The organism is Mesorhizobium sp. WSM4836 (genome assembly GCF_055811815.1).
Window position 1 is genome coordinate 25,001 of the sequence record NZ_JBVVQF010000027.1, and the last position, 23,167, is coordinate 48,167.

General features: G+C 63.9%; 20 protein-coding genes (1 of these 20 only partly in view). 5 read left to right on the plus strand and 15 right to left on the minus strand.

The window, feature by feature from the left end:
* Window positions 1–1,000 carry the 3' portion of a M23 family metallopeptidase gene (locus tag AC0L2P_RS26480; protein ID WP_473505456.1) on the plus strand. 959 nt of this gene lie to the left of the window's left edge, so the window shows 1,000 of its 1,959 coding nt (coding positions 960–1,959); the start codon falls outside the window, past its left edge; its stop codon occupies window positions 998–1,000.
* A gap of 17 nt (window positions 1,001–1,017) precedes the next feature.
* Here AC0L2P_RS26480 and AC0L2P_RS26485 read toward each other — a convergent pair whose 3' ends face one another.
* Window positions 1,018–2,583, minus strand: coding sequence for an MFS transporter (locus tag AC0L2P_RS26485; protein ID WP_473505458.1), 1,566 nt, complete (start codon window positions 2,581–2,583; stop codon window positions 1,018–1,020).
* 168 nt (window positions 2,584–2,751) lie between these two features.
* Here AC0L2P_RS26485 and AC0L2P_RS26490 point away from each other — a divergent pair, with 168 nt between their 5' ends.
* The gene (locus AC0L2P_RS26490; protein WP_473505460.1) at window positions 2,752–3,384 is read left to right on the plus strand and encodes a TMEM175 family protein; all 633 of its coding nucleotides are present in this window, start codon (window positions 2,752–2,754) and stop codon (window positions 3,382–3,384) included.
* Between the two features lie 114 nt (window positions 3,385–3,498).
* Here AC0L2P_RS26490 and AC0L2P_RS26495 read toward each other — a convergent pair whose 3' ends face one another.
* The 9 genes from AC0L2P_RS26495 to AC0L2P_RS26535 all read right to left on the minus strand — a co-directional run bounded on the left by AC0L2P_RS26495 (window position 3,499) and on the right by AC0L2P_RS26535 (window position 16,396).
* The gene (locus AC0L2P_RS26495; protein ID WP_473505462.1) at window positions 3,499–4,989 is read right to left on the minus strand and encodes a L,D-transpeptidase family protein; all 1,491 of its coding nucleotides are present in this window, start codon (window positions 4,987–4,989) and stop codon (window positions 3,499–3,501) included.
* 236 nt (window positions 4,990–5,225) lie between these two features.
* Window positions 5,226–5,591, minus strand: coding sequence for an MmcQ/YjbR family DNA-binding protein (locus AC0L2P_RS26500; protein ID WP_473505464.1), 366 nt, complete (start codon window positions 5,589–5,591; stop codon window positions 5,226–5,228).
* A gap of 145 nt (window positions 5,592–5,736) precedes the next feature.
* Entirely contained in the window at window positions 5,737–8,343 is a 2,607-nt protein-coding gene (gene clpB, locus AC0L2P_RS26505; RefSeq protein ID WP_473505466.1) for an ATP-dependent chaperone ClpB, read from the minus strand.
* A 228-nt stretch (window positions 8,344–8,571) separates the two neighbouring features.
* Window positions 8,572–9,504 carry a DUF4167 domain-containing protein gene (locus AC0L2P_RS26510; RefSeq protein ID WP_473505468.1) on the minus strand — a complete coding sequence of 311 codons (933 nt, stop codon included), beginning with the start codon at window positions 9,502–9,504 and terminating at the stop codon, window positions 8,572–8,574.
* A 331-nt stretch (window positions 9,505–9,835) separates the two neighbouring features.
* Window positions 9,836–10,714, minus strand: coding sequence for a peptide chain release factor N(5)-glutamine methyltransferase (gene prmC / locus AC0L2P_RS26515; protein WP_473505470.1), 879 nt, complete (start codon window positions 10,712–10,714; stop codon window positions 9,836–9,838).
* Window positions 10,707–11,786, minus strand: a complete 1,080-nt coding sequence (gene prfA / locus AC0L2P_RS26520; RefSeq protein WP_473505472.1) for a peptide chain release factor 1 — start codon at window positions 11,784–11,786, stop codon at window positions 10,707–10,709. The genes prmC and prfA overlap by 8 nt, the downstream gene beginning before the upstream one ends.
* 138 nt (window positions 11,787–11,924) lie before the next feature.
* Complete coding sequence (gene ptsP / locus AC0L2P_RS26525; RefSeq protein WP_473505474.1) at window positions 11,925–14,195, minus strand: phosphoenolpyruvate--protein phosphotransferase; 2,271 nt, start codon at window positions 14,193–14,195, stop codon at window positions 11,925–11,927.
* Window positions 14,196–14,376: 181 nt separating this feature from the next.
* Window positions 14,377–15,630 (minus strand): aspartate kinase, encoded by a 1,254-nt coding sequence (locus AC0L2P_RS26530; RefSeq protein ID WP_254816709.1) that lies wholly within the window; start codon window positions 15,628–15,630, stop codon window positions 14,377–14,379.
* 199 nt (window positions 15,631–15,829) lie between these two features.
* A complete protein-coding gene (locus AC0L2P_RS26535; protein WP_473505476.1) occupies window positions 15,830–16,396 on the minus strand; it encodes a putative glycolipid-binding domain-containing protein in 567 nt (188 codons plus the stop codon).
* A gap of 211 nt (window positions 16,397–16,607) precedes the next feature.
* Between AC0L2P_RS26535 and ubiG the strand changes: the two genes are divergently transcribed.
* Window positions 16,608–17,357, plus strand: coding sequence for a bifunctional 2-polyprenyl-6-hydroxyphenol methylase/3-demethylubiquinol 3-O-methyltransferase UbiG (gene ubiG, locus AC0L2P_RS26540; RefSeq protein ID WP_473505478.1), 750 nt, complete (start codon window positions 16,608–16,610; stop codon window positions 17,355–17,357).
* Between the two features lie 19 nt (window positions 17,358–17,376).
* Here ubiG and AC0L2P_RS26545 read toward each other — a convergent pair whose 3' ends face one another.
* On the minus strand, window positions 17,377–18,267 hold the full coding sequence (locus AC0L2P_RS26545) for a DMT family transporter (protein ID WP_473505480.1): 891 nt from the start codon (window positions 18,265–18,267) through the stop codon (window positions 17,377–17,379).
* A gap of 96 nt (window positions 18,268–18,363) precedes the next feature.
* On the opposite strand from AC0L2P_RS26545, the gene AC0L2P_RS26550 reads away from it, so the two are divergent.
* Window positions 18,364–18,849: a MarR family winged helix-turn-helix transcriptional regulator gene (locus AC0L2P_RS26550; RefSeq protein WP_473505482.1), complete on the plus strand. Its 486-nt coding sequence runs from the start codon at window positions 18,364–18,366 to the stop codon at window positions 18,847–18,849.
* 39 nt (window positions 18,850–18,888) lie between these two features.
* On the opposite strand, the gene AC0L2P_RS26555 is transcribed toward AC0L2P_RS26550, so the two are convergent.
* Window positions 18,889–19,542, minus strand: coding sequence for a Vgb family protein (locus AC0L2P_RS26555; RefSeq protein WP_473505484.1), 654 nt, complete (start codon window positions 19,540–19,542; stop codon window positions 18,889–18,891).
* 9 nt (window positions 19,543–19,551) lie between these two features.
* Window positions 19,552–20,772, minus strand: a complete 1,221-nt coding sequence (locus AC0L2P_RS26560) for a helix-turn-helix domain-containing protein (RefSeq protein WP_473505486.1) — start codon at window positions 20,770–20,772, stop codon at window positions 19,552–19,554.
* Window positions 20,773–20,923: 151 nt separating this feature from the next.
* Between AC0L2P_RS26560 and AC0L2P_RS26565 the strand changes: the two genes are divergently transcribed.
* Window positions 20,924–21,724, plus strand: coding sequence for an SDR family NAD(P)-dependent oxidoreductase (locus tag AC0L2P_RS26565; protein WP_473505488.1), 801 nt, complete (start codon window positions 20,924–20,926; stop codon window positions 21,722–21,724).
* Window positions 21,725–21,856: 132 nt separating this feature from the next.
* Here the strand turns inward: AC0L2P_RS26565 and AC0L2P_RS26570 are convergent, their stop codons facing one another.
* Window positions 21,857–22,282, minus strand: a complete 426-nt coding sequence (locus AC0L2P_RS26570; protein WP_473505490.1) for a DUF1178 family protein — start codon at window positions 22,280–22,282, stop codon at window positions 21,857–21,859.
* On the minus strand, window positions 22,279–23,163 hold the full coding sequence (locus tag AC0L2P_RS26575) for a carbon-nitrogen hydrolase family protein (protein ID WP_473505492.1): 885 nt from the start codon (window positions 23,161–23,163) through the stop codon (window positions 22,279–22,281). The genes AC0L2P_RS26570 and AC0L2P_RS26575 overlap by 4 nt, the downstream gene beginning before the upstream one ends.
* Window positions 23,164–23,167: the final 4 nt, after the last annotated feature.

Genomic DNA, 23,167 nt, shown 5'->3' on the forward strand with positions numbered 1-23,167 from the left:
GCTCGAGGTCCATGGCGACGTCGCCAAGATTGTTCGCACCAGCGTGTACGACAGGACCCAGCACATCGTTACCATCGCGCTCGACGATCATGACCAGTACGTGCCGGCGCAGGAGCCGGAGCCAAATCCCGAATTGCTGACGGCGTTCGACGATTCGCCTGCGCCCGTAGTGCGCGGCAATCTGCCGAATGTCTATGATGGCATCTACCGCACCGCCTATTCCTACGGCATGTCCAAGGCGATGACGCAACGGCTGATCAAGTTGCTGGCATCCAGTGTCGACTTCCAGTCGCGCCTCAATCCCACGGACCGCATCGAGGTGCTGTTCTCGCAGCCCGATGGCGACGACCAGGCGTCCGACGAATCCGAACTGCTTTACGTCTCCGCCACTTTCGGCGGCACGACGCGAAATTTCTACCGTTTCCAGATGCAGGACGGCAGCACCGACTATTTCGACGAAAACGGCAGCAGCGCCGAGCAGTTTCTGCTGCGCAATCCCTTGCCCAATGGCAGGTTTACGTCCGGGTTCGGTGCCAGGCGCCACCCCATTTTGGGGTATGTGAAAATGCATACCGGCACCGACTGGGCAGCCCCGGTGGGGTCGCCGATCATTGCCGCGGGCAATGGCGTCGTCGAAAAAGCCGGCTGGGCCGGCGGCTATGGCAAGCAGATCATCTTGCGTCACGCCAATGGCTACGAGACGTCCTACAACCACCAGAGCGCCTTTGCCAAAGGCATTGAGCCGGGTGTTCGCGTTCGCCAGGGTCAGGTCATCGGCTATCTCGGATCAACCGGCCTCTCCACCGGTCCGCACCTTCATTACGAACTGATCGTCAACGGCACCAAGGTCGATTCGATGCGCGTCCGCCTGCCGGTCGGCAAGACGCTGAAGGGCGACGATCTCGTCGCCTTCAAGCGCGAGCGCGAACGCATCGACGACCTGCTCAAGCAGGAAGACAGCAATCAGTTGAAGGTCGCGAGCGCCAAAATCGAAGGCTGAGCCGACGTTTTTCGTCGTCAGCCCTGCTGATTCGCCGTGTCGCGCGCCCATGGCAGCCGCTCGCCGGAAACCGTCGTCCACGCGGTGATTGCCGAAAGCAGGCAAAGCAGCGCAGTGACCGCGGCAACGGCGGCGAATGCCGCGTCGCTGGCGGCAAGTCGTGCCGCATCGAGGCCGGGCGCTAGGCCGGCTGGCGGCGGTTCGCCGAAGCCCGGAATCCCGGAGCCGGCACCGGTGCCGAGCACGCCAGCATAGACCCAGGCCGCAAGCGATCCCATCGCCGCCACGGCGATCAGGCCGCCGATGCGCGAGACCGCGTTGTTGATGCCCGAGGCGGCACCCGTATCCTTGTCCTCGACGGCCGTCATGATGGCGGTCGAGAGCGGCGACACCACCAGCGCCATGCCGAACCCCATCAGCGCCATCAGCGGGAACACCCCCAACCAGAAATTGTGGATCCCCCAATAGGCCAGCAAGGCAAGCCCGGCAAAGGCAAGAGCCACAACCAGACTGCCGCTGGCGACCGGAAAGCGAGGCCCGATGCGGTCGGACCACTGGCCGACCGGCCCGGACAACAAGGCGATCAATGCCGACAGCGGCAGGAAGATGAAACCGACCTCGGCGGCACTCAGCCCCCATCCGGCGATCATGAGCATCGGCAGATAGAACAGATTGGCCGACAGCGCGAAATAAAGGAAGAAGGTCGCCACATTGGCGCCCGCGAACGCGCCGATCCGAAACAGCGACAGGTCGATCATCGGCTCGCGCCGCCGGCGCTCGAAGACGATGAACACGACGAGCAAAATCGCACCGGCGGCAATACTCGGGCCAGACATCAGCCCCTCCCCGTCGCCGCTCATCGAGGTCAGGCCGTAAGCGAGAGCTCCGAACGCCAACATGGCGAGTGCAGCGCCTCCGAGATCGAGGCTGCGCTTTTCCGCCGGCGCGTCGGCAGGGACCTTGGCCAGCAGAAGATAGATCGAGATAAGACCGAGCGGCAGATTGATGGCGAAGATCGCCCGCCAGATGCCGCCGCCGAACGCCGACAGCACGAAGCCACCCAGCACCGGGCCGAGCGCCGTCGTCAGTGCCGATGCCGCGGCCCAGATGCCGATCGCCCGGCCGCGTTCCTTTTTCGGATAGGCTTTGGCGATGATGGCCAGGCTGCCCGGCACCATGATTGCCGCTCCGACACCCTGGATGGCCCGAAATGCAATAAGCACCGCCGGGTTAGGCGCCAGCGCACAGGCAAGCGAGGCGGCAATGAACAGGACGATGCCGATGACGAAGGAGTGGCGCAGGCCGAAGCGATCGCCGGCGGCGCCGCCGACGAGAATGAGGGCTGAAAGCGTCAATGCATAGGCATTGGAAATCCATTGTGCCTCGGCAAGGCTGGCGCCGAGGTCGATGCGGATCGCCGGCGTCGCAATGGCCAGGACCGATCCGTCGATGAAGCCGAGCGCCGAAGCCAGGATCGCGGCGATCAGCACGAACCGCCGCTGCGCCTGCGGACAGAACGTGTCGGCGGGAAGCGAGCCGGTCAGGGGAACGGCGCCGGTACCGACTTTGGTTGGCGTTTGCATGCCGCCTTACCTAGACCGCCGGCGCGTTGGCGACAACCGGCCAGCACGCTGTTCTCGTTGAAACCAGGCCCAACCTGGCCACACAGGCAGGATCACGCCGCTCCGGGTGCAAACGGCAGATGCCGTGCTAAGCTTCTCGCAGCGCTACAGACAACGGGGAAATACCGCATGAAACGGCCACTCGAACCGTCGGCGGAAGGACGCGGGCGCGTCGTCGGCATCACCGACGGCGTGTTCGCCATCGCGCTCACTTTGATCGTTCTCGAGATCAGGGTGCCGGCGCATGAGACGGTGCACTCCGAAAGCGAGTTGATCGCCGCGATCACAGCACTGGCGCCGCGTTTCCTGACCTATGCGCTCAGCTTCCTGACGCTGACCATCTTCTGGTTCGGCCAGCAGGCGCAACACGGGCTGATCGCAAAATCCGACAGACGGCTTGCCACGCTGAACCTCTGCTTTCTCGGCTTCATCGCCCTGCTGCCGTTCTCGACCGACCTTCTCGCCGACTTCCTCGAATACAGAACCGCGGTGCTCGTCTACTGGCTCAATCTTTTGATGCTCGGCCTGACGCTGCTCGCCAGTTGGCGCTATGCGGACAAGAACGGATTCCTGGCCGAACGTGTCGACGCGGAGACCACCCGAACGGTCTATCTGCGCATCGTCAAGGCACAGATCCTGTGGGCCGTCGGCGCAGCACTCTGCCTGGCCAGCCCATTGCTCAGCGTCGGCTTTATCCTGGTGGTGCAGCTGATCTACGCGGCAGCGCTGCACACGCCACTGCTGCGCAAGATCATCGGGTGAATGGAGCGACGCATGTCCGCTTCAGGGTGTGTTGAGATTCAGGTCAGGCCGGGCCGAAAATGGTGGCTTCCGAGAACCGGAGCGGAGCGTACTTTTGAGTCGTGCAGGCCGGCATCACCTGAATATCGACATGCCCTGCTCGACGAACTCCACCGTCACGCCAGGCGTCACGATCTTGGCGAGCTCGCGCGCATCCCAATTCGTCAGCCGCACGCAGCCATGGCTTTCGGTCTTGCCTATCTTTGACGGATCCGGCGTGCCGTGAATGCCGTAGGTTGGCTTGTCCAGCGCGATCCAGACCGAGCCGACCGGGCCGTTCGGTCCTGGCGGGATGGTCAGGATCCTGTCGTTTTCGCCCTGCTTGAAATTGATGTTCGGGTTGTAGGTGTAGTTCGGATCAAATGCGACGCGCGACACCGCATGCGTGCCGGACGGCGATGGCGTGTCCGACGAGCCGATAGTCGCCGGGTAGGCTGCGACCAGCTTGTCCGCCGCATCATAGGCGCGAACCTGCTTATTGGCCTTGTCGGCGATGATGCGCGCCACCGGCGTCGCCACCAGCCTGCCGAATTTGGCAACCTTGATGATGGTGCCCGGACGATTGAAGTTGGCGTCCGGATTGAGCGATTTCAGATAGGCCTCGTCCATGTGGAAGCGCTCGGCCAGCGCTTCGGACACCGACGTGTAGCCCATGCGCTCGAGCTGCGCCTTTTGGCTGTAGTCCTCCGGTATCGAGGCGACATAGGGGCCGGCCGCATCCTCGGGCGTAATCGTATAGGAAGCGAAGGCATCGCCGCCGGATTGCGCCAGGGCGGCCTGGATGCCGATCGCGTCGGTCGACTTCAAATTGCTGCCAGTGATCTCGTTGTAGGCGGCGAGCGCCTTGTCGACATTCGAGCCGAAGCGTCCGTCGATGACGCCGGGCGACGCACCGGCACGGTCGAGCAGCACCTGCAGCGCCGCCACGTCCTGGCGGGCGCCGAGCGAAAGCGACGGGTCGACCGCCGTCTTGCCGCCAGTGTCTGGCGGCATGTCTGGTGGCAAGGCCGCGTTCGGCACTGTCGGCTCGACCGGCTCGATCGAGGCCTCGTTGAGCGGCTGGCGCTCGATGGTGCCCGGGTTCACCGGCTGCGCTGCCTCCGGATAACCGTTGCCGTAGCTATCATCCCGTGGCGCTTCGGGGAACGCTTCCACCGAATTGTCGCCATTAAAGTCGTAGTCGTCGGCAGGCGGCACGACGATCCTGCCCTCGTCTTCCAACTGCCTGCGGCGGTAGCGCGCCATGTCCTGCGGGTCGTCGAGATAATAGCGGTCGTCCTCGACCGGTCCGAGATTGCGCAAGCGCTCGCGGCGCAAGGCACGGCGGTCGAGCCTGGTTTGCGGCGGCTGGATGGCGATAACCTTGCCGGTTTCCGCATCGACGATGACGCGATTTCCCCTAGCGTCGTAGTAGATATCGAGATTGCCGTTCTGGGCGATCAGAACGCCGCCCGCATCGGCAGCGCGAACAACCCCGGGCGCGGTATCCGCCAGGGGCGAGGCCATCGCATTAGACGCCAGCAGCCCGGCAGCAAGCGCTGAAAGGGTGAAGATGGTGCGCAGCATGGTGGCCAAGATTCTCCGGTCCGTAAATGCCGCCGTCGACGTTGTCCTCTCGGAACGCTGCGCGTCCTTTCGGACGCGCAAAGGTCGCTCCAATACCTAAATCTCCGCATCGTCCTTTCCGAACATCGAATTCGATCTTCGGGCCGATGCGGCAGGCAAACCCCTTCGACGGCAAATCAGTTGTCAACCATAAGGTTCCAATATGAACCGGGCATGAAGATGGCGGGTCTGGCGGATCAACCGACAGGGAGCCCCAACTCCTTGCGTACCTGTTTCGTCAACTTTAGCGCCACAAGACGGTGGCTTTCGCGCAGATAGTCCGTCAGCGCCTCATCATCCATGCTTTCGCTTGTCCGGCGCTGGATCCATTTCATGCCGCGCGAGGCGAGATACGGCGCCGGCCGAAGGCCCGGCTGTTCCCTCAGCACGTCATAGGCGATATCCGAGCATTTGAAGGTGATGGAGGGCTCCTTGCCTTCGCTCCAGCCGCCGATCGCAAACACCTTGCCGCCGACTTTCCAGACATGGGCGCCGCCCCACTGCACGACGTGGGTCGTCGAAGGAAGCGAGGCGCAGAAACTGTTGTAGTCGTCCAACGTCATCTGCACCCCGCCAGTGGTTTTAGACCATGAACCGAAGGTCGGCGTACCAAAGCGGATGCCGGTTTTCGGAAAAGATCATGATCGAAATTGAAGATAGGAATTCCATCCCGATTCGATCGGGATGGAACAGGCTCTTGGCTTGAACTCAGGCGGCCGCCTCGGTTGCCACGATCGCCGGCTTCGAGCGGAAGTTCAAGCGGTCGGATCCGGCGGTGACCTTGACGGTCGAGCCGTCGAGAATCTCGCCGAGCAGGATCTTTTCCGCCAGCGGGTCCTGCAAGTCCTTCTGCATCACCCGCTTCAGCGGCCGCGCGCCATAGGCCGGATCGTAACCCTTGGCCGCCAGCCAGTCGATCGCCTCCTGATCGAGCGAAAGCGATATCTTGCGGTCGACGAGCAGGTTTTCCAGCCGCTTGAGCTGGATTTGGACGATCTGGCCCATATCCTGGCGGCGCAGCCGGTGGAACAGGATCACCTCGTCGATGCGGTTGAGGAATTCCGGCCGGAACGAAGCCCTGACGACATTCATCACCTCGTCGCGCACGACGTCGACATCCTGGTCCTCGCCGAGATTGACCAGATATTCGGCGCCGAGATTGGACGTCATGATGATCAGCGTGTTGCGGAAGTCGACCGTGCGGCCCTGCCCGTCCGTCAGCCGGCCGTCGTCGAGCACCTGCAGCAGCACGTTGAAGACATCAGGATGCGCCTTCTCGATCTCGTCGAACAGTACGACCTGATAGGGCCGGCGCCGCACCGCTTCGGTCAGCGCGCCGCCTTCCTCATAGCCGACATAGCCGGGAGGCGCGCCGATCAGCCGGGCGACCGAGTGCTTCTCCATGAACTCCGACATGTCGATACGCACCATCGCGCTCTCGTCGTCGAACAGGAAGCTGGCCAGCGCCTTCGTCAATTCGGTCTTGCCGACGCCCGTCGGCCCGAGAAACATGAACGAGCCGAGCGGCCGGTTCGGGTCCTGCAGACCCGCGCGGGCACGACGCACCGCTTTCGACACGGCCTGCACCGCCTCGCCCTGGCCGACGACGCGCCTGCCGATCTCGTCTTCCATGCGCAACAGCTTGTCGCGCTCGCCTTCCAGCATCTTGTCGACCGGGATCCCCGTCCAGCGCGAGACGATATGGGCGACGTGGTCGGGGCCGACCACTTCTTCGACCATGCCGGCCTTGCCATCCCTGGCTTCGGCCTGCTTCAGCTGCTTTTCGAGTTCCGGTATCTTGCCGTAGGCAAGTTCCCCGGCGCGCTGGAATTCACCCTGGCGCTGGGCAATGGCAAGTTCGTTCCGCGCCTCGTCGAGCTGCTTCTTGAGGTCGGCGGCAAGCCCGAGCTTCTGCTTCTCGGCCTGCCATTTCGAGGTCAGCTCCGTCGATTCCTCCTCGAGGTTCGAGAGTTCCTTCTCGAGCCGGGCGAGCCGGTCCTTCGAGGCATCGTCCTTCTCGACCTTCAGCGCCTCGCGCTCGATCTTGAGCTGCATGATGCGGCGGTCGATCTCGTCCAGCGCCTCGGGCTTCGAATCGACCTGCATGCGGAGCCGCGACGCGGCCTCGTCGACGAGGTCGATCGCCTTGTCCGGCAGGAAGCGGTCAGCGATGTAGCGGTTGGACAGGGTTGCGGCCGCGACCAGTGCCGAATCCGAGATGCGCACCTTGTGGTGCTGCTCGTATTTCTCTTTCAGGCCGCGCAGGATCGAGACGGTGTCTTCGACCGTCGGCTCGTTGACGAAGACCGGCTGGAAGCGGCGGGCAAGGGCTGCATCCTTCTCGACATGCTTGCGGTATTCATCGAGCGTAGTGGCGCCGACGCAGTGCAGTTCACCGCGGGCCAGCGCCGGCTTCAGCAGGTTCGACGCATCCATGGCGCCATCCGCCTTGCCGGCGCCGACCAGCGTGTGCATCTCGTCGATGAACAGGATGATGCCGCCGGCGGCAGACGTGACTTCGGAAAGCACCGCTTTCAGCCGCTCCTCGAACTCGCCGCGGTATTTGGCGCCGGCGATCAGCGAGCCCATGTCAAGCGCCATCAGCTGCTTGTCCTTGAGCGATTCCGGCACATCGCCATTGACGATGCGCAGCGCCAGCCCTTCGGCGATCGCCGTCTTGCCGACCCCGGGTTCGCCGATCAGCACTGGGTTGTTCTTGGTGCGGCGCGACAGCACCTGGATGGTGCGGCGGATTTCGTCATCACGGCCGATGACCGGATCGAGCTTGCCCGCGCGGGCATCCGCCGTCAGGTCGCGCGCGTATTTCTTCAGCGCGTCGTAGCCCTGCTCGGCGCTCGCCGAATCGGCGGTGCGACCTTTGCGTACGTCGTTGATGACCTGGTTTAGCGCCTGCGGCGTAACACCCGCCTTGGAGAGGATGTCGGCGGTCTTGGCCGATTTTTCCATGGCCAGCGCCTGCAATAGCCGTTCGACGGTGACGAAGCTGTCACCGGCCTTCTTGGCCAGTTCCTCGGCGGTCGAAAACACCTTTGCCAGCGGCTGCGCCAGATAGAGCTGGCCATTGCCGCCCTCGACCTTGGGCATTGCCTCCAGTGCCGTTTCGACGCCGAGCTTGACGTCACGGACATTGCCGCCGGCGCGCTCGATCAGCGACGCAGCCAGGCCTTCGTCATCGTCGACAAGGACCTTGAGGATATGCTCGGGGGTGAATTGCTGGTGATTGCGGGAAAGCGCCATGGTTTGCGCGGACTGGATAAAGCCGCGCACGCGCTCGGAATATTTTTCAAGATTCATGCCTGTCTCCTTCCGTCACCGGCCCGCTTCGCGGCGCCGGATCAGATTGCGGTGACGGACCCGCCCGTTCGAGCCGGATCCTGTTCACGCAGGATATGGTGCATGGGCCAGGCTCTCTCAAGGCGCCTTGATAAGGGTCAATTCATAATATTTGCGCGCAACAGAAAACGGCGGAGATTTCTCTCCGCCGTCCAAGAATGGCTCGAAAGCTTGGTCTGCCAAGCTTGCTCAGTTGTTGACGTCGATGATGGCGGGCTCGCCTCCAGCGTCTTCAGCCGGCGCTGCATCGACATTGCCAGTCGCAGCACTGCTTGTGTCGGCACTGTCAGGGCCGGCGTTGTCGTTGCCGCCATTTGCCTGTTCGACATCGAGGCGCGGACGACGCGGGCGCCTGGGGCGGCGGGCCGGGCTGTTTTCGGCCGCGGCTTCGTTGAGCTCGGCCTGGGCTGCGAGACCCGCCGGCGAAAAGTTGTCGAATTGCGGTGCGGGCTCGCTCACAAAGGCCGGCTCAGCGGTCGGCGCGGGCTCCGCCTGCGCCGGCGTCTCGTCGCGCCGTGGCTGTTCGACGCGCTGGCCACCCTGCTGCTCGCCCCGCGCGCCATACTCGCCGCGCTGGCCGTTCTGGCCGAAACCGCCATTGGGGCGACGGTCGCGGTGGCGTCCGCCATTGTTGTCGCGGCCGTCACGGTTATCGCGACCGCCCCGATTTTCGCGGCTGTTTTCCTGGTTCAGGGCCAGCTCGGCCGGCGTGCCGTCGATGACCGGCTGCGGGCCGGCCCCTTGATTGACCGTCGAGCCCGATGTCTCGTTGGCATTGTTGTTGCCGGCATTGTCGAACTCGTCGCGATCCTCGTCGCCGTCATCGTCGAAATCGTCGCGATTCTGCTGCGCGTTCTGGATCGGCATCTGCGCCTGAGCGGCCGCGATGATGCGGTTATAGTGCTCTGCATGCTGGAGATAGTTTTCCGCCATCACCCGGTCGCCGGAGCTTTGCGCGTCACGGGCAAGGGTTGCGTACTTCTCGGCAATCTGCTGAGCCGACCCGCGGATCTTCACGTCCGGGCCGTTGCTCTCGTAGTTGCGCGTCAGGGGATTCGGCCCCTTCCGGTTGTTGTTGTTGTTATTGTTGTTGCCGCCGCCATTGTTGTTGCGACCGCGCATGCGCCTGTTTTGCTGTTGTGGCCTCATTAGACTCTCTTCACTTTGAAATTTTCGAAAAACTCTTCACGAACGGAGGCGCTCATGCGGCCAGCCGTTTCGTTCCTTCACCGGCGTTCGCCCGCATCAATTGCGTTGGCGCCACGTGCCATCCTGTTCCGGTTACTTCACTTGCCGGACGATTCCCGCACGAAGCTTGGGCGTCGTTTGCGCAAGAAGGCAGCTATTTCCAAGGAAAACCGAATCGCTAAGAGCACTGCCTGCTTCGTCTCATCCGGTTAAGGCGACCCTAGCCGCATTCCCCGGTATTGCCAAGCGCTTTTTTCGCACTGCATCACGGCTTCCACCGTTCGAACACAAGAACTCTGTCGTTTCCGCCGAGATCACGAAACACCCCGACCGAACGGTACCCGGCCGCGGAGAATATCTCCGTAACCTGTTGTTGCTGCGTATGGCCGATCTCGACCGCAATCCTGCCTTGGACTTCCAAATACGCTGCCGCTCCTGCGGCGATCTTCCTGTAGGGGCTCAGACCGTCCACGCCGCCATCGAGGGCCTTGCGTGGATCGAAACCGCGGACCTCGTCCTGCAGATTTCCAATGTCGTCTGAGGGTATATAGGGAGGGTTTGCGGCAATTACATGGTACCGGCCAGAAACTTTTTCAAACCAGTCGGATTTGAGCGCCGTAAACCGGCCGGCGAGCCCCAATTCCCTGGCATTGCGCGTGGCGGTGGCCAGCGCCTCTTGCGAAATGTCGACGCCGGTGGCGGTCGCGGCCGGAACGGCGCTGAGCAGCGCCAGCGCGATGGCACCGGTGCCGGTCCCGAGATCGAGGATCCGGCAACCGCCTTCGCGTGTCGCAACTGCCTTGACGAAAGGCAGCACCGCCTCGACCAGCGTTTCGGTATCCGGCCGCGGCTCCAGCGTTTGCGGCGAAAGCGAAAGGCGCAAGCCGTAGAATTCACGGTAGCCGAGGATGCGGTGTACCGGCTCGCCTGCAATGCGCCGTCGCAAGGCGGCTTCGATTGCCGCCGTCACGTCCGCATCGACCGCTCGCCCGGGATCGGCGATAGCCTGCGTGCGACTGGTGCCGGAAAAATGCTCGACGATCAATCTGGCATCGAGCGCCTGATCCGCAACCCCGGCTGCGGCGAGCCGGTTTCGCGCCTCCCGCAGCAGCGGCGCCAGCGTGGCGGGCAGGCTGTCAGCCATCGATGCCGATATCGGCGAGCAGCTTCGACTGGTGATCGGCGATCAGCGCGTCGACGATCTCGTCGAGCTCGCCCATCATTACCCGGTCGAGCTTGTAGAGCGTCAGGTTGATGCGATGATCGGTGACGCGACCTTGCGGAAAATTATAGGTACGGATGCGCTCCGAACGGTCGCCCGAGCCAACCTGCGACTTGCGCGATTCCGAGCGTTCCTCGTCCGCCTTGCTGCGCTCGAGGTCGTAGAGCCTGGCGCGCAGGATCTGCATGGCCTTCGCCCGGTTCTGGTGCTGCGACTTCTCTGCCTGCACCACCATGATGCCGGTCGGCAGATGGGTGATGCGCACGGCCGAATCGGTGGTGTTGACGTGCTGGCCGCCGGAACCCGAGGCGCGCATCGTGTCGATGCGGATGTCTTCGGCCCTGATGTCGATGTCGACCTCTTCGGCTTCAGGCAGCACCGCGACCGTCGCCGCCGAGGTATGAATGCGTCCGCCCGCCTCGGTCGTCGGCACGCGCTGTACCCGGTGCACGCCGGATTCAAACTTCAGATGGGCAAAGACGCCTTTGCCCGAAACGGTGGCGATGATTTCCTTGTAGCCGCCGACCTCGCCCTCGCTGGCCGACACCGTCTCGAAACGCCAGCCATGGGCCGCGGCATAGCGTTCGTACATGCGAAACAGGTCGCCGGCGAAAAGCGCCGCCTCGTCGCCGCCGGTGCCGGCGCGAATTTCGAGAATGGCGTTCTTGTCGTCGGCGGCATCCCTTGGCAACAGCAGGATCTGGATGTCCTTCTGCAGCGTCTCGATGCGATCCTTGACCTCCGGCAGGTCGGCCTCGGCCAAGGCGCGCATCTCAGCGTCGGTGCCCTTGTCGGCGAGCATCGCCTCCAGATCGGCCTGTTCGCGCTCCGCGGCGCGCAGTGCCCTGATCTTTGCCACCATCTCCTGGATGTCGGCATATTCGGAGGCCATCCTGACATAGGCATCCGGCGCCGGCCCGGCCGACATCTGCGCTTCGAGCATGTCGAAACGCTTGACGACTTGATCCATACGGTCGCGGGGCAGGTTGATCATAGTCCTGGTACTTCGATAAGATTCAAGTCAGGGCGAGCCGAAAATGACGAGTTTCGAGAACCGGAGCGGAATGTACATTTGGTACATGAGCACCGGAAGCGCAGAAAATCGACATTTGCAGGCCGCCCTCACGTGAATCTATAGCGGTATAGAGCGGTCGTCGGCAAAGGCTTGCAGCAGCGCCCGCATCGGCAGGCCATGCGCCGGCGCCATCAGATTGTCGTCGAAGAACGCTTCCAGCTCGCTGAGCGGCAATTCCGTCAGCATCGCCTTGACCGGGCCGATCGATGCCGGCGACATCGAGATCGAGCGGTAGCCAAGGCCGATCAGCGCCATCGCCGAAATCGGCTTGCCGGCAAGTTCGCCGCACAGGGTCACCGGCGTTTGGTTGCGCGCCCCGGCGTCGGCAATCTGCTTCAGGACGCGCAGGAACGGCGTCGAGAGCGGGTCGAAGCGGTCGGACAATTGGGTATTGCCGCGATCCACCGCCATGACGAACTGGAACAGGTCATTCGAGCCGACCGAGACGAAATCGACCGCCTTCATCAGTTCGTCGAGCTGGAAAAGCAGCGAAGGCACCTCCAGCATCGCCCCGAGCTTGAGGCTGGTCGGCAAATGATGGGCAAAGCGCGACAGATGCCGCACCTCGCGGTCGATGATCTCGCGCGCCTGCGCGATCTCGCCCAGTTCGGTCACCATTGGCAGCATCAGCTTCAGTTCGCGCCCGCCGCAGGCCTTGAGCAGCGCGCGGATCTGGGTGCGCAGCAATCCGGGCCGGTCGAGCGTCAGGCGGATGGCGCGCCAGCCGAGCGCCGGGTTCTCTTCCTGGATCGAGCCCTTGAAATAGGGCAGCACCTTGTCGCCGCCAATATCGATGGTTCGGAACGTCACCGGCTTGCCGCGCGCCGCTTCGAGCACGTCACGATAGAGCCGCTCCTGGGCTTCGGCGCGCGGAAAGGTCGAGGCGACCATGAATTGCAGCTCTGTGCGGAACAGGCCGATGCCGGCCGCGCCCGCTTCGGCCAGTTGCGGCAGATCGACCGCCAGCCCGGCATTCATCAGAAGATCGACCTGGACACCGTCCTTGGTCACCGACGGCTTCTTGCGCAGTTCGCGGTAGACCTCCTGCCGCCGCGCCCTGAAACGCACTTTCTCGGCGTAGGCCGCCTCGAGGTCGGGCTGCGGGCGCAGATGGATCGCGCCTTCCTCGCCGTCGACGATGATGGCATCGCCGTTTTCCGCCATGGAAACGGCGCCCTTCATCTGGCCGGCGACGGGTATGCCCATGGCCCGCGCCACGATGACGACATGGCTGGTCGCGGCGCCGTCCTCCAGCACCAGCCCGCGCAATTTGTCCCTGGGATAGTCGAGCAGCTCGGCAGCACCCATCGAGCGGGCGACGATGATGGCGTCCTTGGGCAGCGAGGCCGCGACGTCCTCCGGCCCGCGCCCCATAAGCTGCCGCAACAACCGATTGGCGAGATCGTCGAAATCGCTCATCCGTTCGCGCAGGTACGGATCGGTCATATGCAGCATCCGCGCACGCATGTCGCTCTGCACCTTTTCGACCGCCGCTTCGGCCGTCAGGCCGTTGCGGATCGCCTCCTCGAGCCGGCGCACCCAGCCGCGGTCGTTGGCGAACATGCGATAGGCTTCGAGCACCTGGCGATGCTCGCCTTCGAAGGCGACGTCGCGGCGCTCCAGCATGTCGTCGATCGAGAGCCTGAGCGAGCCGAGGGACGCGTCTAGCCGCCTGACCTCTTCCTCGCTGTCCTCGTTGAACAGGTTGGTGACGACGATGCGCGGCTCGTGCAGCACCACATGGCCGAGCCCGACGCCTTCGTTGAAGGACAGGCCGGTAAAGCTTACCGGGCGGCGGAGATCGAGCTCCAGGCCGGGCCTTGTCAGCCGCTCCAGATCGCCGGTGGCGATCATCTCGGCGATCACCATCGCCGTCGTTTCCAGCGCCTCGACCTCGTCGTCGCGATAATGGCGCATGGTCTTGTTCTGCACGACCAGGACGCCGAGCGTCCGCCCTGCCCGCAGCACCGGCACGCCGAGGAAGGAATTGTAGATTTCTTCCCCGGTCTCCGGCAGGTAGGCGAAAGCAGGATGCTCCTGCGCGTTGGAGAGGTTTAGCGGCCGCGCCGAGGCCGCGATCGTGCCGACCAGGCCCTGGCCCAGCCTGAGCTGCGCCAGGTGGACGGCGTTGGGGTTCAGGCCTTCGGTGGCATAGAGTTCGAGCACCGAATCGGCGCGCAGCACATAGAGCGAGCAGACTTCGGCAACCATGTTGGAGGCGATGTCGCGCACGATTCGGTCAAGCCGCTCCTGCGGGTCCAGCGGCTCTTGCATGAGCTCGCGGAGCCGTTTCAGCAAAACGCGCGGGCCACTGGCCGAATCACGCATCGCGGCTTCTTCTCCAATAGCGTTTCAACCGGTGCAGGTTGCCCTGCACAGCGGCACAAACGCAACAACTCAATTAGAGCGCCATCGTCCAATTGGACGCATAAAGGCCGCTCCAAGACCTTCGATCCGCTGCATCCTGCCTTCCGAGAATCGACTCCGATTTTCGGGCCGATGCAGTCTGCTACTGCTTATCCAGACCGTACACGGAATGCAAAGTGCGAACTGCTAGTTCCGTATAGGGACCGTCGATCAGGATCGAAATCTTGATTTCGGACGTTGTGATGGCACGGATGTTGATCGCGCGGTCGGCCAAGGCCTTGAAGGCGGTGGCGGCGACGCCGGCATGGCTGCGCATGCCGATGCCAATGACCGAGACCTTCGACATGCCGGCTTCCGACTGCACCACATCGTAGCCGATCGTCGCCTTCAGCCGCTCGAGCACGGCGAGCGCCTTGTCGACGTCGCCGGATGGCACGGTGAAGGTCATGTCGGTGAACTTGCCGTCCTCGGAAATGTTCTGGACGATCATGTCGACATTGATGTTGGCCTCGGCCAGCGGCCCGAAAATGCCGGCGGCGACGCCCGGCCGGTCGCCGACGCGGCGCAGCGAAATCTGCGCTTCGTCCTTGGCATAGGCAATTCCGGTGACGACCTGCTGTTCCACGATCTCTTCCTCGTCGCAAATAAGCGTTCCCGGCGGATTGAGCAAATCCCCCATTCCGGGTGCATCGGGATCGTCGAAGGACGACCGCACAAAGGTACGCACCCTGTGCACCATGGCAAGCTCGACCGAGCGCACCTGCAGGACCTTGGCCCCGAGCGAGGCCATTTCAAGCATTTCCTCGAAGGAAATCTTGGCCAGCCGCCGCGCCTTCGGCTCGATGCGCGGATCGGTCGTGTAGACCCCGTCGACGTCGGTATAGATGTCGCAGCGGTCGGCCTTGACCGCCGCCGCGATGGCGACAGCGCTGGTATCGGAACCGCCGCGGCCGAGCGTTGCGATCCGGTTGTCCGGCCCGATGCCCTGGAAACCGGCGACCACCGCCACCTGGCCTTCGCCGAAGCGCTTGATCAGGAACGCGCCGTCGATATCGAGAATGCGCGCCGCGCCATGCGCGTTGTCGGTCTTGATCGGGATCTGCCAGCCTTGCCAGGAGCGGGCATGCACGCCGATATTCTGCAGCGCGATCGCCAGCAAGCCGGCGGTGACCTGCTCGCCGGAAGCGACGACGGCGTCGTATTCGCGCGCATCATGCATCGGCGAGGCCTCGCGCGTCCATTGCACGAGCTCGTTGGTCTTGCCGGCCATCGCCGAGACCACAACGGCGACTTCATGGCCGGCATCGACCTCGCGTTTGACATGACGCGCCACATTGCGGATGCGGGCGATGTCGGCGACGGAGGTCCCGCCGAATTTCATCACGATGCGCGCCATGGAAGCGAAATGCCTTTGACTGGATGCCGGACCGAAGGCCGAAAAGCGGAAAAATGCGCCAAGCTGCGGCCGGGCGCTCAATGCGCGGCCTCCTTAGCCAAATGACAGTCGTTTCGCAAGGCGTGCCGCCGCTGCCGGCCGGGCGACAGACCAGCGCAGCATCGCTCCCGCACTGCCTCTTGCCAAAATGGCGCGCGCTTCAGCCCAGCTGGGCCGTGGCTCTCCACAAGCGCGGATAGTCGAGGACGAAACCGAGCGGCGAGACCTCCAGCATCTCATTGTAGCCGAACATCGGGGCGGCATAGACGTAATGTGCCGCATCGACGCGCTGATAGCTCTGTTCCAGGCGCACGAGCCTGAGTTCGGGAAATGTCAGATAGGCTGCCGGGGCGGGCGTCGCCGTGCCGACATCGAGGGCAGAACGGCGGAGCGCGAGCAGGTTTGTGGCGGGGGTGAAGCCGAGATCGACATCGATGAGACCGTCTACTTCCGCTTGATGCTCGCCGTTCAGCGTCCATTGGCGCTCGGTCGGCCGGTCGATCCTGTGATGCTGCTCTTGCGTGCCGAGAAAGCCGTCGGCGCGCGCCGAGCGCGTATGCCAGCCGTTATCGCAGTCCACCTCGTAGGCGACGCTGCAACGCTGGCCGTCCTGGACGAAAAGCGCGTGTCCCCTGAGATTCCACCCGGAAGTCGCTTCCGACAGCAGGCAAGCTTCGTGGCCTTCCTGGTCAAGCCGGCGCCAAAGAATGGAAGCTACCGTCCGCATCGTTTTGCACTCCTTCGAACGTCTCTGCTTCGTCCGCCCGAGCCTAGCTGTTTCCTTCCGGCACACCATCAACTGACAGTGCTGACACAAATGCAGCCGGCAAAGGGCGGCGCCGGCAGGCATCGCGCGCGTCGCGCTGCCGGCGGTGAATTTCGCGCCTTGACATTCACCGCCTCGCGCCCGACTTCCTAGCGTCCGAGGAGACCACGCCATGCCAGAGCCCCGACGATCGACGATCGATGCCGGAGAGGTGGAACGCTTTTCCGCCCTTGCCGCCGAATGGTGGAACCCTAACGGCAAGTTCCGCCCGCTGCACAAGTTCAACCCGATCCGGCTTGCCTATATCCGCGACCAGGTGGCGGCCCGCTTCGGCCGCGATCCGCGTGCGGCACGCCCGTTCGAAGGCCTGTGCTTCCTCGACATTGGCTGCGGCGGCGGGCTTTTGTGCGAGCCGATGGCGCGGCTTGGCGCCGAAGTGGTCGGCGCCGATGCATCCGCCACCAACATCGAAGTGGCAAAGCTGCATGCGGCGGAAGTCGGCGTGAGCGTTGATTACCGCTCCACGACCGCGGAAGACCTGGCCGATGCCGGCGAAAAATTCGATGTCATCCTCAACATGGAGGTGGTCGAGCATGTCGCCGATGTCGATCTGTTCCTGGCCAAATGCGGCGAGATGGTCAAGCCCGGCGGCATCATGTTCGTCGCCACCATCAACCGTACGCTGAAGGCCCTGGGCCTGGCCATCATCGGCGCCGAATATGTGCTGCGCTGGCTGCCCCGCGGCACTCACCAGTTCGGCAAGCTGGTGCGCCCCGAGGAACTGGAAAAGGCGCTTGCCGGCGCCGGCCTGACCGTCATCGACCGCACCGGCGTCACCTACAACCCGCTCGCCGACCGCTGGCAGCGCTCGAAGGACATGGACGTCAACTACATGGTGCTGGCGGAGAAGGCATCCGTCTGAAACTTACGTCTTCTGGCCCCTAGGTCTTCTGGCTTTGCGCCTTGGTGGTGATGAACACGCCGGCGGTGATGATGATGGCACCGGCCCAGGTCAGCAGTTGATAGCGCTCGCCGAGGACGAGCGTCCCGGCAAACAGCCCGACCGCCGCCGCGACATAGCCGATCTGGCTGAGATAGACCGGGCCGCCGACCGCTTGCAGCCGGAAGAAGAAGGCGAACATCGCCGAGGCTGAGGCCACCTGTGCCGCAGCGACCAGCGGCACGTCGCCGAGCGAGCCGAATGCATTGCCGCCCAGCAGGGCCAGAATGCCGGCAACCAGCATCAAGGCTGCTGCCAGATGGCTGCCGACGGCAAGCTCTATCGGGCCGGTGCCTTCGGGCCAGTCGACGGTACGGTAAATGTTGCCGGCGGCGAGGCTGACTGGAATGAGCAGGCCCATCACAACCCAGAAAAATTCGGCCGGCTGGCCCGCTTCGCCGCGCGTCATCGCCACCATGACCGCGCCGATGAAACCGACGACAATGCCGACGATGCCCAGCATGGTCGGGCGCCTGACGCCGAGCAGCATCGAGAACACCAGCGTGACGACCGGCGACAGCGTGAACATGATGCCGCTGTAGCCGGCGCCCAGATGCGGAATGGCTGAAAACATCAGCAGATTGGGGATTGCGTAGGAGACGGGCGCCGTGACGAAGAAATAGCGCAGCCTGTGCGGGGTAAGCCGCATGCGCTTTCCGTTGAGCAGCAATGCGCACAAAAGCACGCCGCCGGCACCAAGCGAGATGACCAAGGCCCAGACCATGGCGGGCACGCCCGCCGCCGTCGCGATCTTGCCGAACGGCAGCGTCAGGCCGAGCAGTCCACCGGTGACAACCAGAAGGCCAAGCGCCGAGTCCCAGAGAAATTTCATCGCCGTTCCGTCGCCTGTCCGCACTTGGCCGATATCACAAGCTGAGGTAAAATAAGGTAGAGATTCTTCACGTCAAGATACACAACGGTGAGAGACATGGATCGCGCGGCAAAAGCGATCGAGCAATGGAAAAAGGAACGGCCGGATCTCGACGTCTCGCCGATGGCCGTGCTCGGACGGTTGAACGAGGCCGCCTCGCTGATTGCGCGAGAGCGGCTGGCGCCGCTGTTTGCAAGTTACGGGCTGCAATCCGGAGAATTCGATGTGCTGGCGACGCTGCGTCGTTCCGGGCCGCCATACGCGCTGACGCCGACAGCTCTCTACGAGGCGACGATGGTGACGTCGGGCGCGATGACCAACCGCCTCGATCGGCTCGAGAAATCCGGCCTGATCAGGCGCGGACCGCATCCCGATGATCGCCGCGGCATTGTCGTGCAGCTGACTAAAAAGGGTCTGGCGTTGATCGACGAAGCGATTGCCGCGCACGTTGCCAACGAACACCAGATACTTTCTGGATTAGCACGCCCTGAGCAGGTTATGCTGGCACGCCTGCTTGAAAAACTGATCGCGAGCCTGAACTAGCCAAACCGGCCAAGAGGCCCGGCCGAGAGGTTGGAAAGCCTAAATCCTGCCCGCCGAGCCTCGTTTGGGCCGGCGAACAGCTCTGATCTTCCCGCTGTTTCCGCCACCGCAGAAAAATTGGTCGCCGCCATCGGATTCGAGCCCCGATACGCCTGTTCCCGGCGGCATATCGAGCTTCTCCAGGACTTTTCCCGTTTCAGGATCGATCCGCCGGACATCGCTCTCCTCGCCCTCCCAGGTGCCGTGCCACAGCTCGCCGTCGACCCAACTGACCCCGGTGACGACGCGGTTGGAAACGATGGTACGAAGGATTGCCCCTGTCTCGGGATCGACCTGATGAATCTTTCGGCCCCGGTGCTGCCCGACCCAGAGCGTTCCTTCGGCCCAGGCGAGCCCGGAATCACCGCCATTGCCAGGCGCCGGAATCGACGCCAGCACCTGGCCATTCTTCGGATCGATCTTCTGGATACGATCCTCCGCGATCTGATAGAGGTGCTGGCCGTCGAAGGCCGTTCCGGCGTGTGCCGCGACATCGATCGAGCGCACCACTTTGCCGCTTGCCGGATCGAAGGCGTTCAATCTGTCGCCTGAGGCAAACCAGACATGCTCACCGTCGAAGGTAACGCCGTCCACGTGGTCGACGCCCGGAAAGGGCCCGTATTCTCGGAGGATTTCGGCTGCTGATCGTTCCATGATTGTATCCTAGTAGCCCGGCAGTGGACCGGGGAGTAACAAGATTGTCGGGAAGCTCGTTACCGGCGGGGTCATCCAGCGACGCGCCCGCCCGCGGCCGAACGACTGCACCTTGCCAGCCTGGGCGAGCTGCTCGAGCGCCCGCTGCACGGTACGCGAACTGGCCCCAAGCGCAATCGCCAGGGCCGAACTCGACCACGACTCGCCATCGGCGAGGAAAGCGAGCACCGCGGCATGATTGTCCTCGACGGGCGGCGCCAAGACGACGACCTCACCTGCGCGGCGCGGCGCCAGCGCAAAACCCCGCTTCGTCGCGCTTACATCCGCCAAGCTCCGAAGCTCCGCGCGAAGCCGCCCGGCTTCGACCCGCAACCGCGCGCGATGTGATTCGTCCGCGTCCTTTCCGCGAAACGCGCGGGCGATAAGCGTCGATCTTGCCACATCCCCCGGCCAGGCTTCGGCCAGTGCGCGGGCCAGCGCGAACAGCACCGGGCGGGTCGCCAGCGAGACGACGGTATCTGCGACCCGCACGACATTGCGGCATGCATCCACCACAAGCGCCCCCGACGCCAGGAGTGCTTCGACCTGGTCGAGCAGAAGGGGCCGTTCCTCGCCACGCACGACGAGGCGTGCGGCCGGCGTGTCCAGCACCAGCGATGCGCTCTCCACCTCCGCGATCAGCGCGGGGATGCCGGACGCGCGCGCCGCACGCGCCGCCAAGCCAAGCGCGACGCGCGCAGGGCCGGTCCGCAAGCGGCGGATGGCGATGCCGGCGACAGCCAATTCATGGGCGGCCCGCGATGCCGGCGGCAGCGGCGAGGGATCGAAGCCGTCCAGCCTGCGCTCGGCTTCGTCGAGATGGCCGATCAGCAACAAGCGCCGGACTTCGAGATTGCGCGCATGCGCGGCGTTGACCCGATCGCCATGCTTTTCAAGCGTCGCCCGCGCGGCGTCGAGTGCCTTGGCCGGCCAGGCGAGGTCGCGCGAAACGAGCGCGATCTCGGCCTCGGCGACGACACACCGCGCGCGGGCTACGGCCTCCCTCGGGCTGAATGCGTGCGCCGCCCTTTTGAGGAGAACCTTCGCCCGAACCAGATCGCCAAGCTGTGCCATAGCGATACCGCGCAACGCAAGTGCCGGCGCATCGTCGCGCAGCGCAACCCGTTTCAAGGCGCCGAGCGCATCGCCCGCCGCGAGCGCATGCGCGGCGGCGGTGATCAGCGAGTCCATCGGAATCCCGTCACACTTGTCACTCCCATGGCGTCCACATCCGGCGCTAAGTCCATCTCACCAACCAGTCGTATCGAGAATGGCGTCTGTAGCCAACCTGCGCGATTGCACACTGAGTTCGAAGACAAGGATAAGGACTAGGAGAGACGCAATGAAGATCGAAGGTACAACGATCCTGGTGACTGGAGCCAATCGGGGCATCGGTCGGGCACTGCTCGAGGAAGCCCTGAGCAGAGGCGTAATGCGCGTCTATGCCGCAACCCGCCAAGCCATGGCGCATCCGGACCGGCGAGTGACGTCCCTGACCATGGATGTGACCAACGCCGCGCAGATCCGGGAGGCAGTCGAGAAAATCGATGCCCTCGATATCCTCATCAACAACGCCGGCGTATCGCCCTTCGATGACCTCAGCGAGCGTCGCGTGCTCGAACAACAGCTCGCCGTAAACCTCTTCGGCTCGTATGACGTTACCCAGGCTCTGCTGCCGCTGCTGGCCCGGTCGCGGGGAGCCATAGTCAACATTCTGTCGCTGGCCTCGATTGCCGCCGTGCCATTTAGTCCGGCTTACTCGATCTCGAAGGCGGCCGCGTTTTCTCTGTCACAGTCGTTGCGCGTCCTCCTGGCCGGACGGGGTGTCAGCGTCCACAGGGTGCTTCCCGGCCCGGTGGATACGGACATGACCCGGGGCCTGGACATCGCGAAGGCCTCTGCGGAGTCTGTTGCGCGGGCAATCCTGGACGGAGTGGAGAGCGGCGAGGAGGAAATCTTCCCCGATCCCATGTCGGAGTCTGTGGCGGAGGGCTGGCGCGGCAGCGCGGTCAAGGCGCTTGAACGCCAGTTCGCAGCCTATGCGGAAGCAAGCCCGTCAACTGAAGCAAGCCCGTCGAGCAGCGGACACAAAAGAAGCAGCGAAACGATTAGCCGCGAGCCCCATCCTTGCTGCTCGGCCTGAAACTGCGAACGCTTGTGCAGGGGCGGCAGCATCGCCCCCCTCTGCCCCGCTGCTGTCCTTGGCGACAGCTCCGACCTCCACGGCGCTGCCTGACGCAGAGATGCCTGGTTATGTCCGGAGCAGGTTGACGAATCAGTTGCGGTCGTCGGGGAAGCTTGGAATAGGCAAGAACTCGACGCCGTCGTCGGCGAGACTCTTGGCCTCCTCCAGCGTCGCCTCGCCATAGATGCCGCGCGGATCGCTCTCGCCAAAATGGATCTTGCGCGCTTCCTCGGCAAATTTGTCGCCGACATAATCGGCATTCTCTCGCACCTTCTCGGCCAGTGCCTTGAGCTGCGCCAGCGCTTGCTTTTGCGCCTCGCCCATGGCCAGCGCGATCTTCTCCTGGCTGCGGCCGGTCGAGAGCGCCGGGGCCATCAGCGCCTTCTCGACCTTGTGCGAACCGCAGGCCGGGCAATCGACGAAACCGCGCTTCTTCTGTGTGTCGAAATCGTCGTTGCTGCGGAACCAGGCCTCGAATTCGTGCTCGTGCTCGCAGATCAGGGAAAAGCGGATCAAGAGGCGGCACCCCTGAGCGGCATTGCCTCCGCCGAACCGGCGTTTATGGCAAAATCGCGCGCGTTTTTGAGATTCGGTATCTTCTTGCGCGCGGCGACCGACTGCGCCGGGTCGATCTCGGCGACGATCACCGCCGGCTCGTCATGCGCTGCCTCGGCGATGATGCGGCCCCAAGGATCGACGATCAGCGAATGGCCATAGGTTTCGCGGCCGTCCTCGTGCACTCCGCCCTGCGCGGCGGCAATCACATAGGCGCCGTTCTCGATGGCGCGCGCCCTGAGCAGCACATGCCAGTGCGCTTCGCCGGTCTGGCGGGTGAAGGCGGCGGGCACCGAAAGCAGATCGGCGCCGGCGAGCGCCTCGGCGCGGAACAGCTGCGGAAAGCGCAGATCGTAGCAGACGGCAAAGCCGAGCTTCGCGCCATCGATTTCGGTGACGACGGCTTCGGTGCCCGGCTCATAAGCGGCGGATTCGCGCCAGCTCTCGCCATTGTCGAGATCGACGTCGAACATGTGAATCTTGTCGTAGGTGGCAATCGTGGCGCCGTCCGGCCCGAACAGAAGGGCGCGGTTGGCAAGCTTGCCGTCGGCGCGCAGAATGGCGGTCGAGCCGATATGCAGGAAGATGCCGAGCTCCTTGGCCAGCCTCCGCGATGTCGAGACGACGATGTCCTTGTCTTCGGAGGTGAAGGAAGCGGCCCGCGCTTGGCTGTCGCGGATCAGCGCGCCGGTCATTTCCGGCGTCTGGATATAGGTCGCGCCAAGGCCTGCCGCCTCGCGCACCAGCCGTTCCAAATCGACCGCATTGCGCTCCGGGCTGGTACCCGAACGCATCTGGACCGCCGCCGCCTTGAAAGCACCCCCCGACTTGATGGCACCCATGGTC